Annotated in this window: 20 protein-coding genes and 1 other RNA gene; 15 read left to right on the forward strand and 6 right to left on the reverse strand. The window is 52.6% G+C overall.

Annotated features, from left to right (window positions below):
* The first annotated feature begins 75 nt into the window (after positions 1 to 75).
* The 4 genes from ACJJIK_RS13340 (at position 76) to ACJJIK_RS13355 (ending at position 1,480) form a co-directional block, all read left to right on the forward strand.
* Positions 76 to 279 (forward strand): TIGR02449 family protein, encoded by a 204-nt coding sequence (locus ACJJIK_RS13340; protein ID WP_444928790.1) that lies wholly within the window; start codon positions 76 to 78, stop codon positions 277 to 279.
* Positions 279 to 611: a cell division protein ZapA gene (locus tag ACJJIK_RS13345; RefSeq protein ID WP_444943023.1), complete on the forward strand. Its 333-nt coding sequence runs from the start codon at positions 279 to 281 to the stop codon at positions 609 to 611. Before ACJJIK_RS13340 ends, ACJJIK_RS13345 begins: the two co-directional genes overlap by 1 nt.
* An 85-nt stretch (positions 612 to 696) precedes the next feature.
* Positions 697 to 877: non-coding RNA, 6S RNA (gene ssrS, locus ACJJIK_RS13350), on the forward strand.
* A 24-nt stretch (positions 878 to 901) separates the two neighbouring features.
* A complete protein-coding gene (locus ACJJIK_RS13355) occupies positions 902 to 1,480 on the forward strand; it encodes a 5-formyltetrahydrofolate cyclo-ligase (protein ID WP_444943024.1) in 579 nt (192 codons plus the stop codon).
* A 99-nt stretch (positions 1,481 to 1,579) separates the two neighbouring features.
* Here ACJJIK_RS13355 and ACJJIK_RS13360 read toward each other — a convergent pair whose 3' ends face one another.
* Both ACJJIK_RS13360 and ilvA read right to left on the reverse strand, forming a co-directional pair.
* Positions 1,580 to 1,717 (reverse strand): hypothetical protein, encoded by a 138-nt coding sequence (locus tag ACJJIK_RS13360; RefSeq protein WP_444928793.1) that lies wholly within the window; start codon positions 1,715 to 1,717, stop codon positions 1,580 to 1,582.
* Between the two features lie 245 nt (positions 1,718 to 1,962).
* Entirely contained in the window at positions 1,963 to 3,477 is a 1,515-nt protein-coding gene (gene ilvA, locus ACJJIK_RS13365) for a threonine ammonia-lyase, biosynthetic (RefSeq protein ID WP_444943025.1), read from the reverse strand.
* Positions 3,478 to 3,692: 215 nt separating this feature from the next.
* On the opposite strand from ilvA, the gene rpiA reads away from it, so the two are divergent.
* The 3 genes from rpiA (at position 3,693) to ACJJIK_RS13380 (ending at position 5,664) form a co-directional block, all read left to right on the forward strand.
* Positions 3,693 to 4,364: a ribose-5-phosphate isomerase RpiA gene (gene rpiA, locus ACJJIK_RS13370; protein ID WP_444943026.1), complete on the forward strand. Its 672-nt coding sequence runs from the start codon at positions 3,693 to 3,695 to the stop codon at positions 4,362 to 4,364.
* Positions 4,365 to 4,382: 18 nt separating this feature from the next.
* Positions 4,383 to 5,009 carry a transglycosylase SLT domain-containing protein gene (locus ACJJIK_RS13375; RefSeq protein WP_444943027.1) on the forward strand — a complete coding sequence of 209 codons (627 nt, stop codon included), beginning with the start codon at positions 4,383 to 4,385 and terminating at the stop codon, positions 5,007 to 5,009.
* A gap of 277 nt (positions 5,010 to 5,286) precedes the next feature.
* Positions 5,287 to 5,664 (forward strand): DUF4168 domain-containing protein, encoded by a 378-nt coding sequence (locus ACJJIK_RS13380; protein WP_444928797.1) that lies wholly within the window; start codon positions 5,287 to 5,289, stop codon positions 5,662 to 5,664.
* Positions 5,665 to 5,689: 25 nt separating this feature from the next.
* On the opposite strand, the gene ACJJIK_RS13385 is transcribed toward ACJJIK_RS13380, so the two are convergent.
* Positions 5,690 to 6,022, reverse strand: coding sequence for a helix-turn-helix domain-containing protein (locus ACJJIK_RS13385; protein WP_444928798.1), 333 nt, complete (start codon positions 6,020 to 6,022; stop codon positions 5,690 to 5,692).
* Positions 6,023 to 6,397: 375 nt separating this feature from the next.
* Here ACJJIK_RS13385 and ACJJIK_RS13390 point away from each other — a divergent pair, with 375 nt between their 5' ends.
* Positions 6,398 to 7,432, forward strand: a complete 1,035-nt coding sequence (locus ACJJIK_RS13390) for an AraC family transcriptional regulator (protein WP_444928799.1) — start codon at positions 6,398 to 6,400, stop codon at positions 7,430 to 7,432.
* 69 nt (positions 7,433 to 7,501) lie between these two features.
* On the opposite strand, the gene ACJJIK_RS13395 is transcribed toward ACJJIK_RS13390, so the two are convergent.
* Positions 7,502 to 8,743 (reverse strand): OmpA family protein, encoded by a 1,242-nt coding sequence (locus ACJJIK_RS13395; protein WP_444943028.1) that lies wholly within the window; start codon positions 8,741 to 8,743, stop codon positions 7,502 to 7,504.
* Positions 8,744 to 9,088: 345 nt separating this feature from the next.
* Between ACJJIK_RS13395 and ACJJIK_RS13400 the strand changes: the two genes are divergently transcribed.
* From ACJJIK_RS13400 to ACJJIK_RS13415, 4 genes are all read left to right on the forward strand, one after another.
* Complete coding sequence (locus ACJJIK_RS13400) at positions 9,089 to 10,297, forward strand: acetyl-CoA C-acetyltransferase (protein ID WP_444928801.1); 1,209 nt, start codon at positions 9,089 to 9,091, stop codon at positions 10,295 to 10,297.
* 9 nt (positions 10,298 to 10,306) lie between these two features.
* The gene (locus ACJJIK_RS13405; RefSeq protein WP_444943029.1) at positions 10,307 to 12,463 is read left to right on the forward strand and encodes a 3-hydroxyacyl-CoA dehydrogenase NAD-binding domain-containing protein; all 2,157 of its coding nucleotides are present in this window, start codon (positions 10,307 to 10,309) and stop codon (positions 12,461 to 12,463) included.
* A gap of 105 nt (positions 12,464 to 12,568) precedes the next feature.
* Entirely contained in the window at positions 12,569 to 13,717 is a 1,149-nt protein-coding gene (locus ACJJIK_RS13410; RefSeq protein ID WP_444943030.1) for an acyl-CoA dehydrogenase family protein, read from the forward strand.
* 66 nt (positions 13,718 to 13,783) lie between these two features.
* Complete coding sequence (locus ACJJIK_RS13415) at positions 13,784 to 14,962, forward strand: CaiB/BaiF CoA transferase family protein (RefSeq protein ID WP_444943031.1); 1,179 nt, start codon at positions 13,784 to 13,786, stop codon at positions 14,960 to 14,962.
* Between the two features lie 39 nt (positions 14,963 to 15,001).
* Here ACJJIK_RS13415 and ACJJIK_RS13420 read toward each other — a convergent pair whose 3' ends face one another.
* Positions 15,002 to 15,841, reverse strand: a complete 840-nt coding sequence (locus tag ACJJIK_RS13420; RefSeq protein ID WP_444943032.1) for a glycine-rich domain-containing protein — start codon at positions 15,839 to 15,841, stop codon at positions 15,002 to 15,004.
* A gap of 317 nt (positions 15,842 to 16,158) precedes the next feature.
* On the opposite strand from ACJJIK_RS13420, the gene ACJJIK_RS13425 reads away from it, so the two are divergent.
* Positions 16,159 to 17,718, forward strand: a complete 1,560-nt coding sequence (locus ACJJIK_RS13425) for an ATP-binding cassette domain-containing protein (RefSeq protein WP_444943033.1) — start codon at positions 16,159 to 16,161, stop codon at positions 17,716 to 17,718.
* A 36-nt stretch (positions 17,719 to 17,754) separates the two neighbouring features.
* Positions 17,755 to 19,281 (forward strand): cryptochrome/photolyase family protein, encoded by a 1,527-nt coding sequence (locus ACJJIK_RS13430; protein WP_444943034.1) that lies wholly within the window; start codon positions 17,755 to 17,757, stop codon positions 19,279 to 19,281.
* 56 nt (positions 19,282 to 19,337) lie between these two features.
* On the opposite strand, the gene ACJJIK_RS13435 is transcribed toward ACJJIK_RS13430, so the two are convergent.
* On the reverse strand, positions 19,338 to 19,754 hold the full coding sequence (locus tag ACJJIK_RS13435; RefSeq protein WP_444928808.1) for a VOC family protein: 417 nt from the start codon (positions 19,752 to 19,754) through the stop codon (positions 19,338 to 19,340).
* A 798-nt stretch (positions 19,755 to 20,552) separates the two neighbouring features.
* Here ACJJIK_RS13435 and ACJJIK_RS13440 point away from each other — a divergent pair.
* Positions 20,553 to 21,338, forward strand: a complete 786-nt coding sequence (locus ACJJIK_RS13440; protein WP_444943035.1) for an outer membrane protein OmpK — start codon at positions 20,553 to 20,555, stop codon at positions 21,336 to 21,338.

Raw genomic sequence — 21,338 nt, forward strand, 5'->3', positions numbered from 1 at the left:
CCGGCAATATAGTAGCGGAATCCCTCGCAGTCTGTCGTGTTGCGAACTCCGACGTCGACCTCAAATGCAGGAAATATGGATAAGCTGCAAGCGCTAGAGAGCACCGTGGATGCACTGATTGCCCGCTGCCAACAATTGGCGGATGACAATCGTGAGCTGCGCCGGCAGGAAGCCGACTGGCTGCGGGAACGCCAGCGCCTGATAAAAAATAACGAGGCTGCCCGCTCGCGGGTAGAAGCAATGATTAACCGTCTTAAGGGGCTAACGCAAGATACCTGATGTCCGAAACCGCATCACCACTCTCCGAAACCGTAACTGTCTCTATTCTCGATAAAGAGTACCGTGTCGCCTGTGCGGAAAGCGAGCGCGCCGGGTTACAGGCTTCGGCACACCTGCTGCACGAGCGCATGTCCCGTATCCGCGCAACGGGAACGGTTATCGGTTTAGAGCGTATCGCCGTAATGGCTGCGCTTAATATTGCCCACGAGCTTATCCAGGCGAAAGCGGAACTCAGCTCCATTCCCCTGCAAGAGGAAATGTTAGAGCGGCTCACAGATAAAGTGCAAAATGCACTGGGTGAAATAGACCCGGCAGAAACACCGACAAAGTAAGGTGACAAGAGGCCACTTTCTGCTACCAGTCAATTCATGTAAATTTCCGGTTAACAGCCCCCCCCTCTACAAGTTATAATTGGCCCATACCCTGGGGTGTTGGCCAGCAGACTATGTCCTTGAGCCGATAATCTTACCCCGGTGGTTTCCAGCGGGTGCTGGTGCGCAGGTCCGCCTTGAAGCGGAAAGCCTTATGTACTCCGGACACCACCACCTTGAACCTTACGGTTCAAGGCTCCGTCTACAGCCGCACACTCGGGGTAACCTATTTTTTCCACTCATCTCCCAGCATGACTGAAAGCAAAGCGCAATTGCGACGCCGTATGCGCGCGGGACGACGGGCACTCAGCGCCTACCAGCAGCGCCTGCATGGCCGTGCAGCCATCACTCTTTTGAGCCGTATTCCGCAAATGAACCGCGCAGCGCACGTCGGTATCTACTGGCCGATGGACGGCGAGCTGGATATTCGCTACCTGCTGAGTCGCTTCCCGACAAAACACTTTTATTTACCGCAGCTGCCGGCAGAGCCACACCCCCACCTTAGATTCAGGCGCTGGCAGGGCGAGCCCCTGGCTTTTCGCAATCGCTATCGGATTCCCGAACCCGTGCGCACCACCTATCGCGCGCCCAAACTGCTGGACCTGGTGTTGGTGCCACTGGTTGCCTTCGACCCCAGTGGCGCGCGCCTGGGAATGGGAGCCGGTTTTTACGACCGCACTTTTGAGCACAAACAGTTATTACCAGGTACAGGGCCACAGCTTATCGGTGCCGCCCACCAACTACAGTGTGTCGATCACCTGCCCACAGACAACTGGGATATTCCGCTGGATATGGTGGTCACGGAGCAGCAGATCTACCGCTGCCACTAAAAAAGGGCCACAGGAATAAAGCTGGAATAAAAAAAGCCGAACACCTGGGTGTTCGGCTTTTTTGTTTGCGCGTGGGCAGAGCGCCCCCCCGGCATTAGCCTAACGGGTAACCACTCCCTGTTGCAGAGCGGCCGGCGGTTCAACTTCAGAGGAAAAGACCTCAGATAAACCACTGGTACTCAACAGAACGCCCGCGACAAAGACAACCACAGCGATTGTCAGCGCATCGGCTTTCATAGGGACCATCCTGTACGATCAATTTTGTTTTTATATGCGTTTCGCCCCGCTTATGACCGGGGCCACAGCAAAAGTTCCACGCGAATCGGAGATACTCAAGAAACCGGCTAATAGTAACCGTTTATTGGATATTTTATGAGTTTTTTGTCTCATAATTAGACAAGCAAGTTCGACAAAACAGGATTTGCAGTCTATACACCCCTCAATAAATAAGACGTCTTGCTCAAATACGGGTAAGCGATGGCTTAAGCGCCCAAAAATAATCGGTAAGCCGGGTTCTCCGTCTCATCCCAAAAGCGGAATTGAAGCTGCTGTAACAGCGCCTGTAACTCGCCCCGCGCGGCCTGCTCCACCTGCAATCCGACCAAAACCCGCCCGTAAGCTGCCCCGTGGTTGCGGTAGTGAAACAGGGTGATATTCCAGCGCCCGGCCAGGTGCTCGAGAAATTTGCGCAGAGCCCCCGGGCGCTCGGGAAATTCGAAGCGATAAATGACTTCATCGGGCAGGCCCGCCACCCTGCCGCCCACCAGGTGGCGAATATGTAACTTTGCCATTTCGTTATCGGTCAGATCGGTGACCTGGTAATCTTTACTCTCAAGCTGACTGATCAACTGGCGCCGGTCTTCATCGGATACCACCTGTAGGCCGACAAAGATATGCGCTTCGCTATCACTGGCAAAACGATAGTTAAACTCGGTGATTGAGCGATCGCCCAGATCCCGGCAAAACTGCAAGTAACTGCCCGGCCGCTCGGCAATTTGCACCGCGAGGACCGCCTCGCGCTTTTCGCCGATCTCGGTGCGCTCGCTGATATAGCGCAGGCGATCAAAATTAATATTGGCCCCACTGCACACGGTCGCAAAAGCACCGTTGCGGTTGCCACTTTGCTCCAGGTGTTTCTTCAACCCCGCCAGGCCAACGGCCCCGGCCGGTTCGGCGATGGAGCGGGTATCCTCGAAGATATCCTTGATCGCCGCACAAATTTCATCGGTACTGACCGTGATAACCCCATCGATGGTTTCCCGCAAAACCCGGAAGGTCTCCTCGCCAATTTGGGCAACGGCAACCCCATCGGCAAACAGCCCCACCTCCGGCAAGCGCGCCCGCTCACCGCTCTCCAGGGCGGCCTTGAGGCAGGCCGCGTCCTGGGGCTCAACGCCGTACACTTTGGTCTCCGGGCGCACATACTTAATATAAGTGGCCATACCCGCAGCCAATCCCCCGCCTCCCACAGGGATAAACACCGCATCCAGATTGCCCGGGTGCTGGCGCAGCAGCTCCATAGCAACGGTGCCCTGTCCGGCAATCACATCCGGGTCATCATAGGGGTGGATAAACACTAACCCCCGCTCCTCGACCAGCTCGCGGGCCCTCGCCGCCGCCTCGTCAAAGGTATCCCCGTGCAGCACCACCTCAGCCCCGCGCATACGCACAGCGCCAACCTTGATCTGCGGGGTGGTTTTCGGCATCACGATCGTGGCCCGCACCCCCATTTGCGCCGCACTCAGGGCAAGCCCCTGAGCGTGATTGCCCGCCGATGCCGCTATGACCCCCCGGGCCCTCTCCTCGGCGGGCAGTTGCAGGAGCTTGTTGTAAGCACCGCGGATCTTGAAGGAAAACACCGGCTGTAGGTCTTCGCGCTTTAGCAAAATGCGATTGTTGAAGCGGTGGGACAGTTGGCGCATCGGCTCCAACGGCGTCTCGGTAGCGACATCGTAAATACGTGCGTCTAAAATGCGCTTGATATAGGACTTGGGCATGACGTGTCTTGACGGCCGTAACAGTGAATTTCTGTGCGCAACTCAGCGTCGATCGGCGACAAAAGCCGCTGATACCCCCGCTGAAGGGGCGCAATATCGGCATGACAGTCTAAGGCTTGAGAAACATATTTGCCACACAAAACAACCTATCGCGCTTTTTTTTATCGTCAGATTTAAATTGAGGCGAAATAATTGCAAAGGAAACTATCCAGAGTATGACCCAGGATGAACTGAAACAGGCGACTGCGCGCGCCGCTATCGACTATATCGCCCCGCGCCTGGAGGACAATTCCATTGTCGGCGTAGGTACCGGTTCCACCGCTAACTTCTTTATCGATTACCTGGCGGAGATCAAGGGGACCTTTGACGGCACGGTGGCGAGCTCCGAGGCCTCCGCAGAGCGGCTCAAGTCCCACGGTATCCCGGTATATGAACTCAATGCGGTCGATAGCATTCAGTTCTATATCGATGGGGCCGATGAGACCAACCCGGCGCTGGAGTTGATCAAAGGCGGCGGCGCGGCGCTGACGCGGGAAAAAATTGTCGCGGCCTGCTCCGAGGAATTTATCTGTATCGCCGATGAGAGCAAGTGGGTAGAAGTGCTGGGCGCATTTCCCCTACCGGTTGAAGTCATCCCCATGGCCCGCTCTCTGGTGGCCCGGGAGCTGGTAAAACTGGGCGGTGACCCGGTTTATCGCCAAGGTGTGATCACCGATAACGGCAATGCCATCCTCGACGTATACAATCTGCAAATCGACAACCCCACAGCCCTTGAGGAAACGATTAACAATATCACCGGGGTAGTTACCAACGGTATATTTGCCAAACGCTCCGCCGATATTTTGCTGCTTGGCAGCAGTGCTGGGGTGAAAACGATCACCATATAAATCTGTTCTGAAAAAGTTATGCACAAGAAAAATAAAAAATGCGGGCTGGCCCTTCTGCTCGGTGTTGCGGCACTGAGCACAGGCTGCGCGACCAGCCCCCCGCAAAATCTCGACAATATCTGCGCTATTTTCCAGGAAAAAAAGAAGTGGTATGGCGAGGCCAAGCGGGCTGAAGACAAGTGGGGCTCTCCTGTCGCGGTCATGATGGCAATCATGCACCAGGAGTCCCGCTTTGTGCACGATGCCAAACCGCCGCGCACAAAGATTCTCGGCTTTATTCCCGGCCCCCGCCCCTCAGATGCCTACGGCTATCCACAGGCCCTGGGAACTACCTGGCGCACCTACCAAAGGTCTTCCTTTAACTACGGTGCCGACCGGGATGATTTTGGGGATGCTATCGATTTTATCGGCTGGTACAACAATACCAGTGCGCGCCAGTGTCAGATACGCACCAGTGACAGCTACAGCCTGTACCTGGCCTATCACGAGGGACACGGCGGCTTTAACCGGCGCACCTTTCAAAACAAGGCCTGGCTGAAAACCGTCTCGCACAAGGTATCTGCCAGGGCACAAAAGTACCAACAGCAACTCAACAGTTGTGAGCAGTCACTAAAAAGGCGCAAGAAGTTTCTCTGGTTTTTTTAGTGTCACAGCGGCAATCCCGTGTTGTACCAGGGACGGTACTGGCAGGCCACCTTATTGCCTCCCCCTCCAACGACTTCGGAAAAAATTCTCAGTGCTGGCGGAAAATGGCGCTCCCGGGTGTCAAAAACTGACTACGCTGGAAATTAATAGCCCGAGATTTGGGCCTGGCTTCAGGCCGCTGTAGCGGTGCTGTGACAAGTATAACTTTACAGCCCTAACGTGACGCTGGGTGCTCCCCAGAGAAGCGAAAGCGTCCACATACTTTTTGGAGTACCCAATGAAACTCTTGGTAAAATCCCTGGCTGTATTGGCAATATTATTCAGCGTGCCACTGGCCTTTGCACAGCCCGCCAGCTCTCAGGCAAACACCCCCAAAGCCGCATTTAGCGAGCCACAACTAAAGCAGTTTGCCGACGCCTACCGCTCCATTGTGATGTTGAGCCGCGAATACGCCCCCAAGTTGAAAGCGGCCGCCGATATCAAGGAGGCGGAGGCGATTAATCAGGAGGCTCAGGGAAAAATGATTGCCGCTATTGAAAAAGCTGGGCTTTCCAAAAACAAATACCAGGAAATTGCCAACAGTATTAAATCGAATCCGGATCTACTGGATAAGGTTAATAAAATCCTTCAGCAGGCCCACGCCCCACAACAGTAATTGCAGTTTCCGGGCGGCGTGCTGGTCAGTTCTTCACGCCGCTCAAATCCAGTTTAACCTTCAACACCTGGCAAATAATTGGCAGATTATCCTTCACCCAATCCCTGTCGAAAGAGCCCCAGTCGCGCAACAGGTAATAGCCATCATTATGGCGCACTCCCTCCTGAATAAACTCTACAATAGTGCCGTGTCCGGGCAGTCCCTTGGCAATAATGTCCTGCACGGTTCGCCGTGGCCAACCGGTCGCCTCTTCTAAAGCGGGGTTATTAGGGCGCGGAATATAGTCGATCAGATAAGCGATTAACATTCGCCGGCAAATGGTCGGGTTTAACAGACTTGCAACAGGCGTAGATGGCATTCGACCAGTCCTTCATTAAAATAATTTTTCCTATTGTTGACGAATCTGACTTACAGGTCGAGAAAATACTGAGGCGTTAACGGCACAGCGCCCCATAGACACTCGCAATTCCTACAGAACTCGGCGTATCCAACGGCTGTAAACAACCCGGGGAGTTCAGCCGTTAGCGCAAAAAATACACGTCGAGGGTCGGAACTCGACAACTTTTATTCTATCGGCGCCTTACGAACAGAACTTTTAGTGCCAATAAGCTTATAAACCACTGCATATAAATTAGACAGAAGCCTGACTTTTTCTCTCTCTTTGCGCATAATCCACACCGTATATCTGAAACAACAGCAGCAGCAGACAGAAAATAATTGTGAGGCTGAGAGAGTGGACAATGAAAACCCCAAACTCCGCGAAGTGGGGCTAGGTATTCCCGCCGCTGCGGTAAAGGCCCATCTGATTGGTGCACAGGCAGCCGGACTGGATTGCCAACAACTGCTCATCGATAGTGGCATAGCCCCCGCTCAGCTGGATGACCCCGACAGCCGTGTAGGCCGGGAGCAGATGGCTAACTTGTTGCGCCTTGAGTGGGACTTTCTGAATGATGAGTCAGGTGGTTTCCTGGCGCGCCCCTGGCTGCCCGGGACCTTTGCCATGATGGGACACGCCTGTGTCAGCTGTCCCAATCTGCGTCGCGCTCTGCTCCGCTCCGGCCGATTTATCAGCATGGTCAGCGACGATCTGCATATCAAGCTGGTAGAGGATGGTGAAGAAGCCCGCCTGATCATTCACCACAGCAACGAAAAAAACCTCCCCAACCAGATTTTCGTCGAATCCATCGCCGTTATTTGGCTGCGCTTTTTCAGCTGGTTGATCGATCGTACCATTTTGTTGGAGCGGGTCCTGTTGGCTTTTCCTCCCCCCGACTACAACGAAGACTACAGCGATATGTTTCCTTGCAGGCACTACTTTAACCAGAGTGAAACCTGCCTGGTATTTAACACCCGCTACTTGCAGATGCCATTGGTACGCGATGAGCAGCAACTGGCAGACTTTCTCTCCCGCGCGCCCGAGTGCCTGCTGACTCAATATAAGTCCGACCACAGCTTCACCGGTCGCATTCGCCGTATGTTGCAGCAACAAAACAGTATCGAGAACCTTTCTCTCGACGATGTTGCCGCGCGACTGTATACATCGCCGCAGACACTGCGCCGCCGTCTCAAAGAGGAGGGCAACAGCTGGCAGGATATTAAAGATTCTGTCCGGCGGGATATGGCGGTCTATCAACTGAAGCAGCAGGAGACTGCGGTGGCAGAAATTGCCGAGCGCCTGGGTTTTTCCGAGCCCAGCGCCTTTAACCGCGCATTTAAAAAGTGGACCGGCCTCGCTCCCGGGGCCTACCGGGACAAATTCCGAAATTGAGTCCGCTGATAAGAAATCCCGGTTCAAGCACCGGGATTTTTTGTCTGGGGCAATTAAACAACCCCTCGACTACTGTGCATTGGTGACCACCCGCACGCTGATTCTCTCTGCATCGAAGACCTTCTTCTCCTTTTTTCCCGGCACATCTTCCGTTAGCGGACTACTCGACCCCATACCCGTTGCGGTAACCCGGTTTGCTGAGACACCCTTTTGCAACAGCAGGTCTCTCACCACATTCGCGCGCTCCTGGGAAATTTGTTGCTCGGCAATTTCATTGCCCTCGCCTTTTACACGCCCCTCAATGGCAATAAATAAATTGGGGTTATCCTGCATAATTTTCGCCAACGCCGTGATATCAGCGGCCGAGGCATTGATAATTTTTGCCGTCCCCTTGGCAAAGTGTACCCGCATGGGAAATTCCCGATCGGGGTTTTCGGCAAAACTGCTGAGGTAGTCACGCAAATTACTGGAAAAATCATCGGGCCCCAGCTCCGCCTCCACCACTTTTCTGGCCAGGGGCGAACTGCCCACGGGCTCCGAGGGCGACTCCATAAAGCTCGCCTCCTGAGAGACCTTTGCGGGACTCTCTTGCGACGATTTATCCTTCCCCTTCAGCATATACATGTTCAGCGCATAGAGAACCACCAACACCAACAACAGGGGAAAAAACCAGCTGCTGAAGCTGACGGGCTTTCTCTTCTCCTCAGGCCCCTGTATTGCCGCAACCCGAGGTTCCTGCGGCTGCTCGTGGCCATGGGTTATCAGGGTTTCTCCCAGCTTGTCAAAACTGGAAACATCAATCGCCTGCAACAGGTTATCCGGTACATAGCCCTGCAAGTGATCCCGCTGACCGATCAGAAATGACGCCAAGTCGGAAACATCCATATTTTGCGCTTTGGCCTGATTTTGCATCAGTGAAACTACGATGGGTGCAGATATTGTCAGCAAATCTTCAGCCCCGTCGCCCAAATTGCTGGCGGCGACTTCCAACACTTCCCTTTTCCGGCCGCTGTAGATTTTATCCAGCATCTTAGCGCCGCTACTCTTGATCGACAGCCATTTTTCCGGGGAGGAGACAACTCCGGCAAAATTGGCTAAATCCAGTGCTTCACTCTCGGACACCAAATTAAATAAATAACCCATCCCGGTTTTACTGCTGGCCCGATTCAACATGCCGGCCAGTATATAGGCGACGCCTGAACAGAGCGCAGCCTCCCCCTGTCCCGCCGGCAATTTTAAATGCTGTGCCAGAGCATCGATACTCCCGGAGCCCAACTGGGCGCTAGCCATATCCAATACATTATCCGCCATCGCCAAACCTCACTCACCACCGCAGGGACCGGCAAAGTCGATTTATTTGCCCGGGGCCACCCACAACTCCCCTTGCCGGAAGAAAATAAATCTCCCGTACAAAGATAATTTAAATGCCAGTTTTTATCGCCAAAATTTCAATAGATTTAGGCGCCTTACTTGAGTGTACGGCAGTACCTCCACACGGTTAGTCTAATTTGGAATAAATAAAAAGATATTTGACTAGGAATGCCCCGCTCTGGCCTGGAAGCAGAGTCATCTTCCCTGGCACCTTTTATCATTGAACCCGGGGCGCGCCGCACTATGGTTATAGCCGCAACCATAAAATAAATAGAGGCCAAAACCGTGCCCACAGAAGCCTATATCTACGATGCTATCCGCACTCCGCGGGGCAGAGGGAAATCCAGCGGTGCCCTTCACGAAGTCAAACCTATTACCCTGCTTGCAGACCTGCTGACAGAACTGCAAACCCGCAGTCAATTCGATAGCGCCAAGGTGGACGATATCGTGATGGGGTGTGTCACGCCGATCGGAGACCAGGGCGCCGATATCGCAAAAGTTGCGGCATTAGCTGCCAATTGGGATTGGAATATCGGCGGAGTGACGCTTAATCGCTTCTGCGCCTCCGGTGCCGAAGCGGTCAACCTGGCTGCCAGCAAAGTTCGCTCGGGCTGGGAGCACCTGGTGGTGGCCGGTGGTATAGAGTCCATGTCGCGGGTGCCCATGGGCAGCGACGGCGGCGCCTGGGCACTGGACCCCCGCACCGCTATGGACACGGGCTTTGCCCCCCAGGGCATCGGCGCCGATCTGATCGCCACCCTCGGCGGGTTTTCCCGCGAGGATGTGGATAAGTTTGCGCTGGACTCCCAGCGCAAAGCGGCGGCCGCCTGGAAACGCGGGGCTTTCGAGAAATCCGTTATTCCCGTGCGCGACCAAAATGGCCTGACACTACTCGATCACGATCAGCTTGTACGCCCCGATGCCTCCATGGAGGCCCTGGCACAGCTCAAGCCCTCTTTTGCCGGCATGGGAGATCTGTGCTTCGACAGCATTGCCCTATCCCGTTACCCCCAGGTCGAATCTATCGAACATGTTCACACTGCGGGCAATTCCTCCGGTATCGTCGATGGCGCCGCCGCCCTGCTTATCGGCAGCGAAGGGGCCGGGCGGGATCTGGGGCTCAGTCCCCGCGCCCGCATCGTCTCCGCCGCAGTGGTGGGAACCGAGCCCACCATTATGCTCACTGGCCCCGCTCCGGCCACGCACAAAGCCCTAAAGGCCGCAGGTCTGAGCGCACAGGATATCGACCTCTTTGAGGTGAATGAGGCCTTTGCCGCAGTGGTGTTGCGCTTCCAGCAGGAACTGGATGTGGACCCACAGAAACTCAATGTTAACGGCGGCTCAATCGCCATGGGGCATCCCCTCGGCGCGACCGGCGCAATGCTGATCGGCACAGTATTGGATGAACTGGAACAGCGACAGCTGCGCTACGGCCTGGTCACACTGTGTGTGGGCGGCGGCATGGGTGTAGCAACCATTATCGAACGCGTTTAGGGGCAGACTATGAAATCCATTCGCCTGGAAAAAGACGATCACAACATTGTCCACCTGATAATGGACAACCCCAATGCCTCAGCCAATGTGATGGATCGGGATTTTACCGAGTCGCTGAGCGCAGCGGTTGAGCAGCTCAAGCGGGTAGAGTTTTCTGGAATTATCGTTCGCTCCACAAAAAATACTTTTTTTGCCGGTGGCGACCTCAACTCTTTATATGCTGCAAAAATTGCAGAGGCCAAGTCCTTTTTTGACTCCTGCGAACGGTTAAAAACCAACCTGCGCTGGCTGGAGACTCAGGGTAAACCGGTAGTCGCCGCCATTAATGGCACAGCCCTGGGGGGCGGCTGGGAGATTGCCCTCAGCTGTCACCAGCGCATAGTTATCGATAGCACAGCCATAAAACTGGGATTACCTGAGGTCACATTGGGATTGCTGCCCGGCGGTGGCGGTTGCGTGCGTATGCCCCGCCTCCTGGGTATTCAGGGGGCCCTGCCTTACCTGCTGGAGGGAAAACAGGTGAGGCCACAACAGGCACTCAAGGCCGGGCTGATACATCAGCTGGCTGCCAGCGAAGAGGAATTACTTCAGCGGGCCGTCGCTTTTATTCGCGAGCACGGCAAGCAAGCTGCCGCGCAGCCCTGGGATCAAGCGGACTATCGAATGCCCGGCGGAGATGCCAAAAACCCTGAAAATGCCCAGCTATTAATGATAGCCCCGGCCATGTTGGAGAAAAAAACCAAGGGCTGCCTGCCCGCACCGGAAGCCATTATGGCAACCGTTGTCGAAGGGTCCCAGGTCGACTTCGAAACCGCAACGCGAATTGAATCCCGCCAGTTTGTAAACCTCGCCTGCGGCCAGGTTGCCAAAAATATGATTGGCACCTTTTGGTTTGCACTCAATGAGGTCAAAGCCGGCGCATCCCTACCCGCCGCCGCGCGCGATGATAAAACCTCGCCCGTGCAGAAAATTGGCATACTCGGCGCCGGCATGATGGGCTCGGCAATTGCCTACGCCTGTGCCAGTAAAGGGGTAGAGGTCGTATTAAAAGATATCTCCATGGAAGCTGCCGCAGCCGGCAAACAATATGCGGAAAAATCCCTGCAAAAACGTTTGCAACGGGGCCGTATTGCCGAGGATAAAGCCCATGGAATTCTCTCCCGTATCACGCCCACAGACAGCAATACGGACCTGGCCGACTGCCAGCTGGTGATAGAGGCGGTTTTCGAAGACCGGGAACTCAAGCGCAAAGTGACCCAGGAGGCCGAGGAACAACTGCCGAGCAATGCGGTATTTGCCTCGAATACCTCGACACTGCCGATTACCGGACTGGCTCAGGCCTCCGCTCGCCCACAACAATTTATCGGCCTGCACTTCTTCTCCCCCGCCGACAAGATGCCCCTGGTAGAAATTATTTGCGGGGAGCAAACCAGCGATGAAACCCTCGCGCAGGCCTTCGCCTTCGTGCTGGAAATTGGCAAAACGCCAATTGTAGTCAACGACAGCCGGGGCTTTTTCACCTCCAGGGTATTTGGCTGTTTTACCAACGAGGGCATCAGCATGCTCAGCGAGGGAGTCAATCCCGCCGCAATTGAAAATGCCGCCGCCCTGGCCGGATTCCCAGTCGGCCCTCTGGCAGTCAGCGACGAGGTCTCTCTGACCCTGATGGGGAGAATACGCCAACAGACCATTAACGACCTACAGAGAGAGGGCAAACCCGCCCCCACCCACCCGGCAGATGCGGTTATCGATCGCATGCTTGAGCTGGGGCGCGGGGGTAAAGCCGCAGGTGGCGGTTTTTACTCCTACCCCGAGGGCGGTAAAAAGCACCTTTGGAGTGGGCTGCAAAAAGAGTTCGCCCCCAAAGCGCCACTGCCTATCGACGATGTGAAGGAGCGGCTGCTGTTTATTATGGCCCTGGAGACCCTCCGCTGCTATGAGGGGGGCGTTCTCCGCAGTGTGCGCGATGCAAATATCGGCTCTATCTTCGGTATCGGTTTCCCGCCTTGGACCGGGGGCGCTCTGCAATATATCAACCAGTTTGGCCTAAAGGCATTTACCCAGCGGGCGCAACAGCTGGCCGAAGCCTATGGTGAGCGATTTAGTCCACCAGCCATTTTACTCGAACTGGCAGAGACCGAAAAAACCTTGACCGACAATCCGTAACTCAGCGTTTTCAGCGGTGCGAATAGGTTTGTCTTACAGCCAATATTCGCACCGCTGTGAAAATACGGGATCAATAACTCAATAATATAATGCGGTGGTAAAAGGATGGTACCAAGAACAGTTTACAACGAAGATCACGAACAATTTCGCAACACGGTGCGCAAGTTTTTGGAAAACGAAGCCGTGCCCTATCACCCGCAATGGGAAAAAGAGGGGCAGGTCGATCGCAAGTTGTGGCATAAAGCCGGAGAGATGGGGTTTCTCTGTCCACAAATTGATGAGGCCTACGGTGGTCTGGGCCTGGACTATGGCTACAACTCCATTATTGACGAGGAAATAGCCAGAGCGGGACTCTCGGGTATTGGTTGGGGTCTGCACTCGAATATCGCTGTACCTTACATTATTAATTACGGTTCAGAGGCACAGAAAAAGAAATATCTCCCCAAATGTATTAGTGGAGAGATGATTACCGCTATCGCCATGTCCGAGCCCGGAGCCGGATCGGACCTCCAGGGCGTCAGGAGCAGCGCCATTCGTCATGGCGATCACTATCTACTGAATGGTTCCAAGACCTTTATTACCAATGGCCAGCAGGCGGATTTGATTGTGGTGGTCGCCAAAACTGCCCCCCACGAGGGTGCCTCCGGCGTCAGCTTACTGCTTGTGGAGGCGGACAGCCCAGGGGTCAAGCGGGGCAGTAATCTGGAAAAAATCGGCATGAAAGCCCAGGATACCTCCGAGCTTTTCTTCAACGATGTGCGCGTCCCAGCAGAAAATCTGCTGGGTGCTGAGGGCCAGGGTTTTGTTTACCTGATGCAGGAATTACCCCAGGAAAGACTGAGCGTGGCCATTTATGCGATTGCCAATGCCGAAGCGGCCCTGCAATGGACTATCGACTACGTGCGTGAACGCAAGGCCTTTGGTAAACCCATCTCCGCATTTCAAAACACCCAATTTAAATTGGCCGAGCTGGATAGCGAATTGACCGCCCTGCGTGTATTTGTCGACCGCTGCCTGGAACTCCATTACAAAAAGGAGCTCGATGTTCCCACCGCAGCCAAGGCAAAATTATTGTGTACCGATTTCCAGTGCAAGTTGCTCGACGAATGTGTCCAGCTGCACGGCGGTTATGGCTATATGTGGGAATACCCCGTAGCGCGCGCCTGGGCAGATTCCCGTGTAGCCCGTATTTTTGCCGGAACCAATGAGATTATGAAGCTGATTATTTCTCGCGAGTTACTGAAAGAAACTTAGCGAAAGATTCAACTTCCATAACTTATCGCCCCCAATATAACGATAACAGTAGTGAAGGTTAATGCGATGATCGGTTGTACCCCCTTAGACGGGCTCAAAGTTCTCGACTTTTCCACCCTTCTCCCCGGTCCCTACGCAACGATGTTGCTGGCGGATTTGGGCGCGCAAGTACTGCGTATAGAGTCTCCATCGCGCCCCGATCTACTGAGAGGCTTTCCCCCCATGGTGGGGGGAAATTCAGTCTCAGCGGCACACGCAACGATTAACCGGAATAAACGCTCCCTGGCACTGGATCTGAAAAGCCCCAAAGCCAAAGAGGTGATCCGGCGCTTGCTCGAACAGTACGACGTGGTAATAGAACAATTTCGCCCTGGTGTTATGGCTCGGCTGGGACTGAGTTATGAAGATTTAAAGCAGCATTGCCCCGATATTATCTACTGCTCCATCACCGGTTACGGGCAAAGCGGCCCGCTCAAACAGCGCGCTGGCCACGATATCAATTACCTTGCCTTATCCGGGTTGGCCAGCTACTCCGGCAAGCGCAATAGCGGCCCCAGTCTGAGCGGTACCCAGCTGGCGGATATCGCCGGCGGCTCCCACCATGCGGTCATGTCGATACTGGCAGCGGTATACCAGCGACAGAATAGCGGCAAGGGTAGCTATATCGATATCAGTATGACCGACTGCTGCTTTGCTTTAAATGCCATCAGCGGCGCCAATGCCCTGGCCTTAAATACCTCCCCACAACTGGAATCCGAGCTGTTAAATGGCGGTAGCTACTATGACTACTATCGCACAGCAGACAATCGCTATCTCGCGGTAGGCAGTTTAGAACCCCAGTTTGCCGAGCGCTTCTTTACCCAAATAGGCCATAGAGAATGGCTCAGTCGCATTGTGCAAGAAGATCAGCAGGAAACACTCAAAGAGGATATTGCCAGCGTTATCGCCAGCAAAACCCAAACGGAATGGGTTGCTCTTTTTCAGGATGTCGATGCGTGTATTGAACCGGTACTCAGCTTTGCCGAAGCCGCCGATAGCGAGCTTATGCAATCCCGAGGGATGGTTTGCTCAGTAGATGAGGAAATAAAACAAATCAATACGCCCTTTAGGTTTAATAACCGCAAGCCCCACGCCTTCAAGCGCGGGGCCACACTGGGGGAACACAACCAGAGCGTGCTGAGCGAACTCGGTTTTAGCACTGAGGAAATTGAGGAGATCTGTGACGTTCAAGGCGCGCCCCAGTAATCACAGACTATAGCGGAGAGAGGACAGCTACGGCTGCCTCTAATCTCCGCCTCCACCACAGCTACTGCCACAGCTGCTACCAGAGCCGCTGCTACAACTGCTACCAGAGCCGCTGCTGGAACTACTGTAAGAACTGCTGCTGGAACTACGACTAGTATCACTACTGGAACTGCTACTAGTATCACTGCTGGAACTGTTGTAAGAACTGCCATCGGAATCCGCAGAATAATCACTACGCCACAATCCATCAGAGTCCATATCTCCGGCACAATCCGATGCACAGCCCATATGGCTGGCACAGTAATCTTTGCCGGAATTTTTCTTGGAGCGGCAGTTCAATGAATAATGAAAACCATCCTTAATTTTCAGCTTTTTATCAATCGAAAAAATAAGCGGTAACGAGTCTGGTCTGGATGGATCAATTTTGCTATGCGCACAGGCAATGCGCCACGCCCTTTTGATACCTTCACTCGGTGATTTCTTACTGGGCATCACCTCATTGGGCGTGTGATGTAGAAAGCGGCCGAAAGACTTTTGGCAGAAATCGTCATATAGGCGCGTGCTCAATATAAACTCATGCCAGGCAGCATCGACAACTTGAGATGGCATGGCCACCATTTTTTTGCCCGCCGTCTGGCAAATAAGAAAATAGTCCCTTAAACCATCAATCACCGTATTCAGTTGTTGTGCATTGAGATGGGGATACTGTTTCTTCACCCGCCGTTTAATCGATGGGTGAAATTGATATTCTTTTACAAAACGAACTTGTGTCGATGCCAGGCGATTTCGCACTGACCTTCGATAAAAGAAAAAAATCACTATACTAAGAACTAACAGACCAACGGCCAGACCTGCTGCGACAAATACTTCAAATGTCATAATATTCCATTATTAATTAAAATCATCGCGTCGCAATGTAATAGGAATCAAACGATTGCGCCAGTGTCTTTTTTAGCGGCGAGCGTACCAATTGGGCGCTTGGGGTTGAAGTCTCACTGCATATTAACTAAGCTAAAGCACCTCGAACCTTTCTTTTCGGAGTCACCTACGCCAATGAATTAGGACTTGCACACACTGGATATAAACCGGCTTTAGCTGAGGCCATCAATTCCTGTGCAAGTGGCGTACTCCATTTCCTGCAAACTTATTCCTAAATAATGGTGCTGCGCCACCCATTCCGACTAGCGGAGGGTGATATGCAGAACATTTGCTCTATAAAAAACCTCTATTTTAATGTATCGGGTAAATCGCTATTTACCCGACTCAACCTTGAGTTACCTGCGGGGCTTGTCGGCCTGGTGGGAGATAACGGCTGTGGAAAATCCACACTTTTGCAACTCCTCACAGGACAGATAAAGCCCGGGCGGGGAAATATTACCTGGTACCGCGATCACTTTGCTGTCGACCAGGCAGAGCGCCTTTGCGGGCAGAGAATTGTGGATATATTCGACCCTATGGGCCTGTATGACAGTTTTGCCCGTATACAGTCCGGCATTTATTGCGAGGAAGATCTAACACGAGTCGCAGATGCATGGACGCTACCTACAGTGTGGCAGCAACATTTGCTCAGTGCCGGCATAAACCTCGCGCTAGATACGCCGATCGCAGACCTTAGCGGTGGGGAGAGAAGGCGCCTAACCTTAATCAATGCATTCTCTCGCAAAGATCACTATTTGTTGCTAGATGAACCCAGCAACCACCTAGATTCAAGCAGCAGGGACTGGCTGCACCGCAAAATTCTCGATCATCGCGCGGGGGCCCTCATAGTCAGCCACGATCGTGATGTGCTGCAACGGGTAGATACCATACTGGAATTAAAGCGAGGCAAAATCCAAGCCTATGGCGGCAATTACGCGCACTATCACACGTTAAAAAACAGACAGAACCAATCAATAGAAAAAGAAATCGACAGTACCAAAAAAAGAATAAACGCGCTAAACAAGCTGAAACAAAACGCTGCGGAAAAATCTGCCAACCGCAGAAATCAGGGTAAAAAATTACAGGGTTCTCAATGCAAGGTGCTACTGGACGCCAAGAAAGATCGCGCAGGACAAAGCTTGGGGAAATTGACCAGAAACCTGGATCGACAGCACAACAAGCTCAAACAGACGCTACGTAACGCCCAAAAAGATTATAAAGAGCACAAACCCTTGAACATACACCTCAATAAAACGGGGCTCACTGGCGGCATCCGCCTGCATTTGGAAGCGCTGAGACTACCCTACGGCCATCAAACTGGGCCTATCTCATTAACCATGCACAGTGGCCAGCGCTGGCAGATTTGTGGGGCAAACGGTAGCGGAAAGTCCACATTGTTAAAAATTATTGCCGGTCAATTGAAACCTGCCGGGGGCTTATGTAGAACTTACGGCAGCTGTTTTTACTTAGATCAACACCTAAGTCAATTTGACGAAAAACTATCCGCCCTGGAAAATTTGTCTCTCCTGCATCCAGATAAAGAAACCAAGCACTGGCGCACAGCCCTGGCAACGCTCAAGCTTCGAGGTGACAGCGCACTTCAGCCGATAAAGACCTTAAGTGGCGGAGAGCGACTAAAAGTCGCTTTACTCGCCGCTACCCGTGGCACCAGAGCAGCGGACCTGCTACTACTGGACGAGCCAGACAACCACTTAGATTTGGAGTCTCGTATAGCGCTGGAAGCTGCGCTGATAGATTATCCCGGCACCTTCCTGTTGGTATCCCACGATTCCACCTTTGTCGAACAGGTGGGTATAGACAGAAAGATCTATCTATAGCTCAACCTAAAATGGGTTCAATACGGGAAGTGTGAGATGAAAACACTACGCTTGCTATTGGGAGACCAACTGAATCAGAAGCACTCCTGGTTTCGCCGAAGCCAGGAAAATACCATCTACTTTATCGCTGAAATGCGCCAGGAGACCGATTACACGGTTCACCATATCCAAAAGATCGTTGCTTTTTTTGAAGCCATGCAAAATTTCGCTAAATGGCTGCAAAGTAAAGGAATTAAAGTTATTTACTATCGACTAAATGATAAAAACAACACACAAGATCTCAGCCAAAATATCCAAGCGATTATCAGCAAATATAAAATCGACAAATTTGAATATCAACTGCCCGATGAGTATCGATTAGATCAACAGCTACAGCAATTGCAGAAAAAACTCGCGATAGAATCCCAGGCTTACGACACCGAACACTTCTTAACCGACCGGGAAGAGCTGCGTGATTTTTTTCAAGGAAAAAAGACGCTACTTATGGAGAGCTTCTATCACCATATGCGCAAAAAGCACAATATCTTGATGAATAAAGGTAAACCTGAGGGGGGCAAGTGGAACTTCGACCAGAGCAATCGCAACAAATGGCATCAACGCTCGGGCAAGCCCAGGCAATATCAGATACAAAATAACGTTACCTCCACTTTATCCAGAATAAAAAAAGCGGGAGTAAAAACTATCGGCAACATCGATGCAGAACGTTTTACCTGGCCAACGAGCAGAGGGGAATCACTCAGATTACTGCACCACTTTTGCAAACATCTATTGATACACTTCGGTGACTTCCAGGATGCCATGGACTCCGATGAAATCTTTCTGTATCACAGCCGCATAAGCTTTTCACTTAACAGCAAACTCATAAGTCCAAAAGAGGTGATCGATACAGCGCTCAAGCATTGGCAAGAGAATAAAGCCACCATAACCCTCAACCAGATCGAGGGGTTTGTCCGGCAAATCTTGGGCTGGCGGGAGTATATGCGCGGTGTCTACTGGATGTCGATGCCGGGCTATAAATCTGAGAACAAACTGAAAAATAACAACCCGCTATCCGGCTTCTTCTGGAATGCTAAAACCTCCATGAACTGCCTTCACCACACCATCAAAAACAGTCTCGACAATGCCTATGCTCACCATATCCAAAGACTTATGATTACTGGCAACTTTGCCCTGTTGACACAAACAGACCCGGACCAGGTGGACAGCTGGTATCTCGGTATTTATATCGACGCCATTCAGTGGGTCGAACTGCCCAATACCCGGGGCATGAGTCAATTTGCCGACGGCGGACTAGTGGCAAGCAAACCCTATATCTGTAGTGGCTCCTATATCAATAAAATGAGCAGCTATTGCCGCGACTGTATTTATAACGTCAAACAGCGCACAGGGGATCAGGCCTGCCCATTTAACAGCCTCTATTGGAACTTTCTTATCGAGAAAAGAAAAATGCTAGAGGGCAACCCTAGAATGGCGATGATGTTCAGCCTTCTGGATAAGCTGGAAAGGCATGAAGTGGCGGCAATACAACAGCGGGCAAAGGAATTTATAACAAAGAGATCATAGCTTATTTAAGCGGGGCTTTAGCCCCACAGACTCAGCAATCTGCGGGGCCCGGGTTATTACTTGAACATCAGCTCAGGATTAACCATCGTTTTCATTTCCAGAACGTTGCCGTTTGGATCTTCGATAAAGAACGTTTCCTGCTCATATTCATTACCGACAAAGCGGCGATAGGGCTTATCCAGATATTCCAGCTCGGCAGCTTCGATGCGACCTTTCAGAGCCTGAAACTCATCTTCCGGCAGGTGGATACCAAAGTGGGGGACAGCGACCTCGCCCATATCCACTTTATGGCGAACATTGGGAAGCTTTTCTTCGCTCTGGTGTAGAGTTAGCTCATTACCCCAAAAATCGATATCTACCCAGCGTCCTTCCTCACTGTTACCAGTCTTACAGCCGAGAACATCGCAGTAAAATTTCTTGGCGGTTTCCAGATCCCCTGCCGGAATCGCAAGGTGCAAACAATTCGATTTCATACTGTCTCCCATATCTACTGATTGCCCTTTCATCGACCCATAAGTCAGGGTAAATGCCGGCCAGCTAGTACTGGCTCTCATTCTTATGGCTTATGAACGGGGAGCCCCCGGCGGAACAATCCTAATAATGATTACAATTCGGGGCCTCAGCTAATAGAAGGCCGCACTGCGCCTAAAAGCGCTCCGCCCCCCCTTTGCCCACAGGCCACTCCCCATCCATATAAAGGAGGGAGTAAAAGAGGGCCGCTTTTGAACCCCGAGCCTGAAATGCTCCCAAAAGGAGCACTTCAATCAGCCTATTATACCGATATTTAAAATTTTCATCCCATTTATAGGGCACTATATGTACTACTATCACTCAGCCCCTTTGGGTCGTTAGTGGGGAACGACTAGCGCTACCGGCCCGGGATCGATAGCTGGCGGACAACGGCAAAAGCACCAAAACCACCCATCCCTCCCCGGAGAGCACCTTCGCGGGGCAAAAGCTGACCCTATGGACAATTCTCGCAGATTACTCCCGCAAATTGGCGATACTCGGCGCTAAAACTGAGCAGACAGCACTTTTTTGCTACAGCCCGCCAGCACCGCCCAACAAGTGAGTATTCCATTTTTTCTCCAGGGGATTTTTTGGTGCAGAGTTACTTAAAAAGCCCGGAAAAAAGGGTAAATCCCGAGAAAAAACACTGGAAAACAGGGGACAAGTTCTGGTACATTCCGCGACTATTTTTTAACCAACTGCCGATTTTCTCATCGGCCGCCAGTGCGAATTTCGCCTGTCGCTGTAACAGAGGTAATAGAATGAAACCAACCAAGCCCCTGCTACTGCTGGCCTCTAGCCTGTTGTCCGCAGCTGCCCAAGCTGAGATGACCTGGAGTGACAACAGCCTGAGCCTACTTTACGGGCGCGATTACGAGGTTAACTACAGCCTCAACACGGATGATTCTGAGAGATCCGTAGTCACTTTCGAACACGCCAGCGGCCACAGCTGGGGCGACCTGTTTATTTTTGCCGACTACCTGGACTCGGAAGATGGCTCCGATGAACTGTATAGTGAGATTTCTCCCCGCCTGAGCTTGGGCAAGCTCAGCGGCAGTGAGCTGGCTTTCGGACCGGTTACCGATGTGCTGATTGCCACAACGGTTGAGCTGGGCAATATGGATGATCCGGATCACTTAACGGCCACCGGCCCGCACTTTACCAATTACCTGACCGGTGTGGGCTTCGATCTCGCCGTTCCCGGTTTCTCCTTTGTACAGGCGAATGTTTACCACCGCGATAACGATGACAAAGCCAGCAACGAACAGCTGACCCTGGTTTGGGCTATGCCCTTTACCCTGGGCGATGCCAGCTTTGTCTACGACGGCTTTATCGATTGGAGCAGCGCTTCAGAAGATGCGCACCCGAGCACCAACTTCACCTCCCAGCTGAAGTGGGATGCCGGCGCCGCCTGGGGCGAACCGAAGACCCTGTACGCGGGTATTGAGTACGTACACTGGAATGACAAGTTTGGCATCAAGGATGGCACCTATGGTGTCGCTTCCAACGAGCGCAACGTTAACCTGCTAGTAAAGTACCACTTCTGA

Source organism: Microbulbifer regidiadema (SeqCode) (assembly GCF_052466995.1).

What these genes read in the sequence shown, in the direction of transcription:
- ACJJIK_RS13340 (WP_444928790.1), top strand. Translation starts at nt 76, where the DNA reads ATGGATAAGCTGCAAGCGCTAGAGAGCACCGTGGATGCACTGATTGCC.
- ACJJIK_RS13345 (WP_444943023.1), top strand. Translation starts at nt 279, where the DNA reads ATGTCCGAAACCGCATCACCACTCTCCGAAACCGTAACTGTCTCTATT.
- ACJJIK_RS13355 (WP_444943024.1), top strand. Translation starts at nt 902, where the DNA reads ATGACTGAAAGCAAAGCGCAATTGCGACGCCGTATGCGCGCGGGACGA.
- ACJJIK_RS13360 (WP_444928793.1), bottom strand. Translation starts at nt 1,717, where the DNA reads ATGAAAGCCGATGCGCTGACAATCGCTGTGGTTGTCTTTGTCGCGGGC.
- ilvA (WP_444943025.1), bottom strand. Translation starts at nt 3,477, where the DNA reads ATGCCCAAGTCCTATATCAAGCGCATTTTAGACGCACGTATTTACGAT.
- rpiA (WP_444943026.1), top strand. Translation starts at nt 3,693, where the DNA reads ATGACCCAGGATGAACTGAAACAGGCGACTGCGCGCGCCGCTATCGAC.
- ACJJIK_RS13375 (WP_444943027.1), top strand. Translation starts at nt 4,383, where the DNA reads ATGCACAAGAAAAATAAAAAATGCGGGCTGGCCCTTCTGCTCGGTGTT.
- ACJJIK_RS13380 (WP_444928797.1), top strand. Translation starts at nt 5,287, where the DNA reads ATGAAACTCTTGGTAAAATCCCTGGCTGTATTGGCAATATTATTCAGC.
- ACJJIK_RS13385 (WP_444928798.1), bottom strand. Translation starts at nt 6,022, where the DNA reads ATGCCATCTACGCCTGTTGCAAGTCTGTTAAACCCGACCATTTGCCGG.
- ACJJIK_RS13395 (WP_444943028.1), bottom strand. Translation starts at nt 8,743, where the DNA reads ATGGCGGATAATGTATTGGATATGGCTAGCGCCCAGTTGGGCTCCGGG.
- ACJJIK_RS13405 (WP_444943029.1), top strand. Translation starts at nt 10,307, where the DNA reads ATGAAATCCATTCGCCTGGAAAAAGACGATCACAACATTGTCCACCTG.
- ACJJIK_RS13410 (WP_444943030.1), top strand. Translation starts at nt 12,569, where the DNA reads ATGGTACCAAGAACAGTTTACAACGAAGATCACGAACAATTTCGCAAC.
- ACJJIK_RS13415 (WP_444943031.1), top strand. Translation starts at nt 13,784, where the DNA reads ATGATCGGTTGTACCCCCTTAGACGGGCTCAAAGTTCTCGACTTTTCC.
- ACJJIK_RS13420 (WP_444943032.1), bottom strand. Translation starts at nt 15,841, where the DNA reads ATGACATTTGAAGTATTTGTCGCAGCAGGTCTGGCCGTTGGTCTGTTA.
- ACJJIK_RS13425 (WP_444943033.1), top strand. Translation starts at nt 16,159, where the DNA reads ATGCAGAACATTTGCTCTATAAAAAACCTCTATTTTAATGTATCGGGT.
- ACJJIK_RS13430 (WP_444943034.1), top strand. Translation starts at nt 17,755, where the DNA reads ATGAAAACACTACGCTTGCTATTGGGAGACCAACTGAATCAGAAGCAC.
- ACJJIK_RS13435 (WP_444928808.1), bottom strand. Translation starts at nt 19,754, where the DNA reads ATGAAATCGAATTGTTTGCACCTTGCGATTCCGGCAGGGGATCTGGAA.
- ACJJIK_RS13440 (WP_444943035.1), top strand. Translation starts at nt 20,553, where the DNA reads ATGAAACCAACCAAGCCCCTGCTACTGCTGGCCTCTAGCCTGTTGTCC.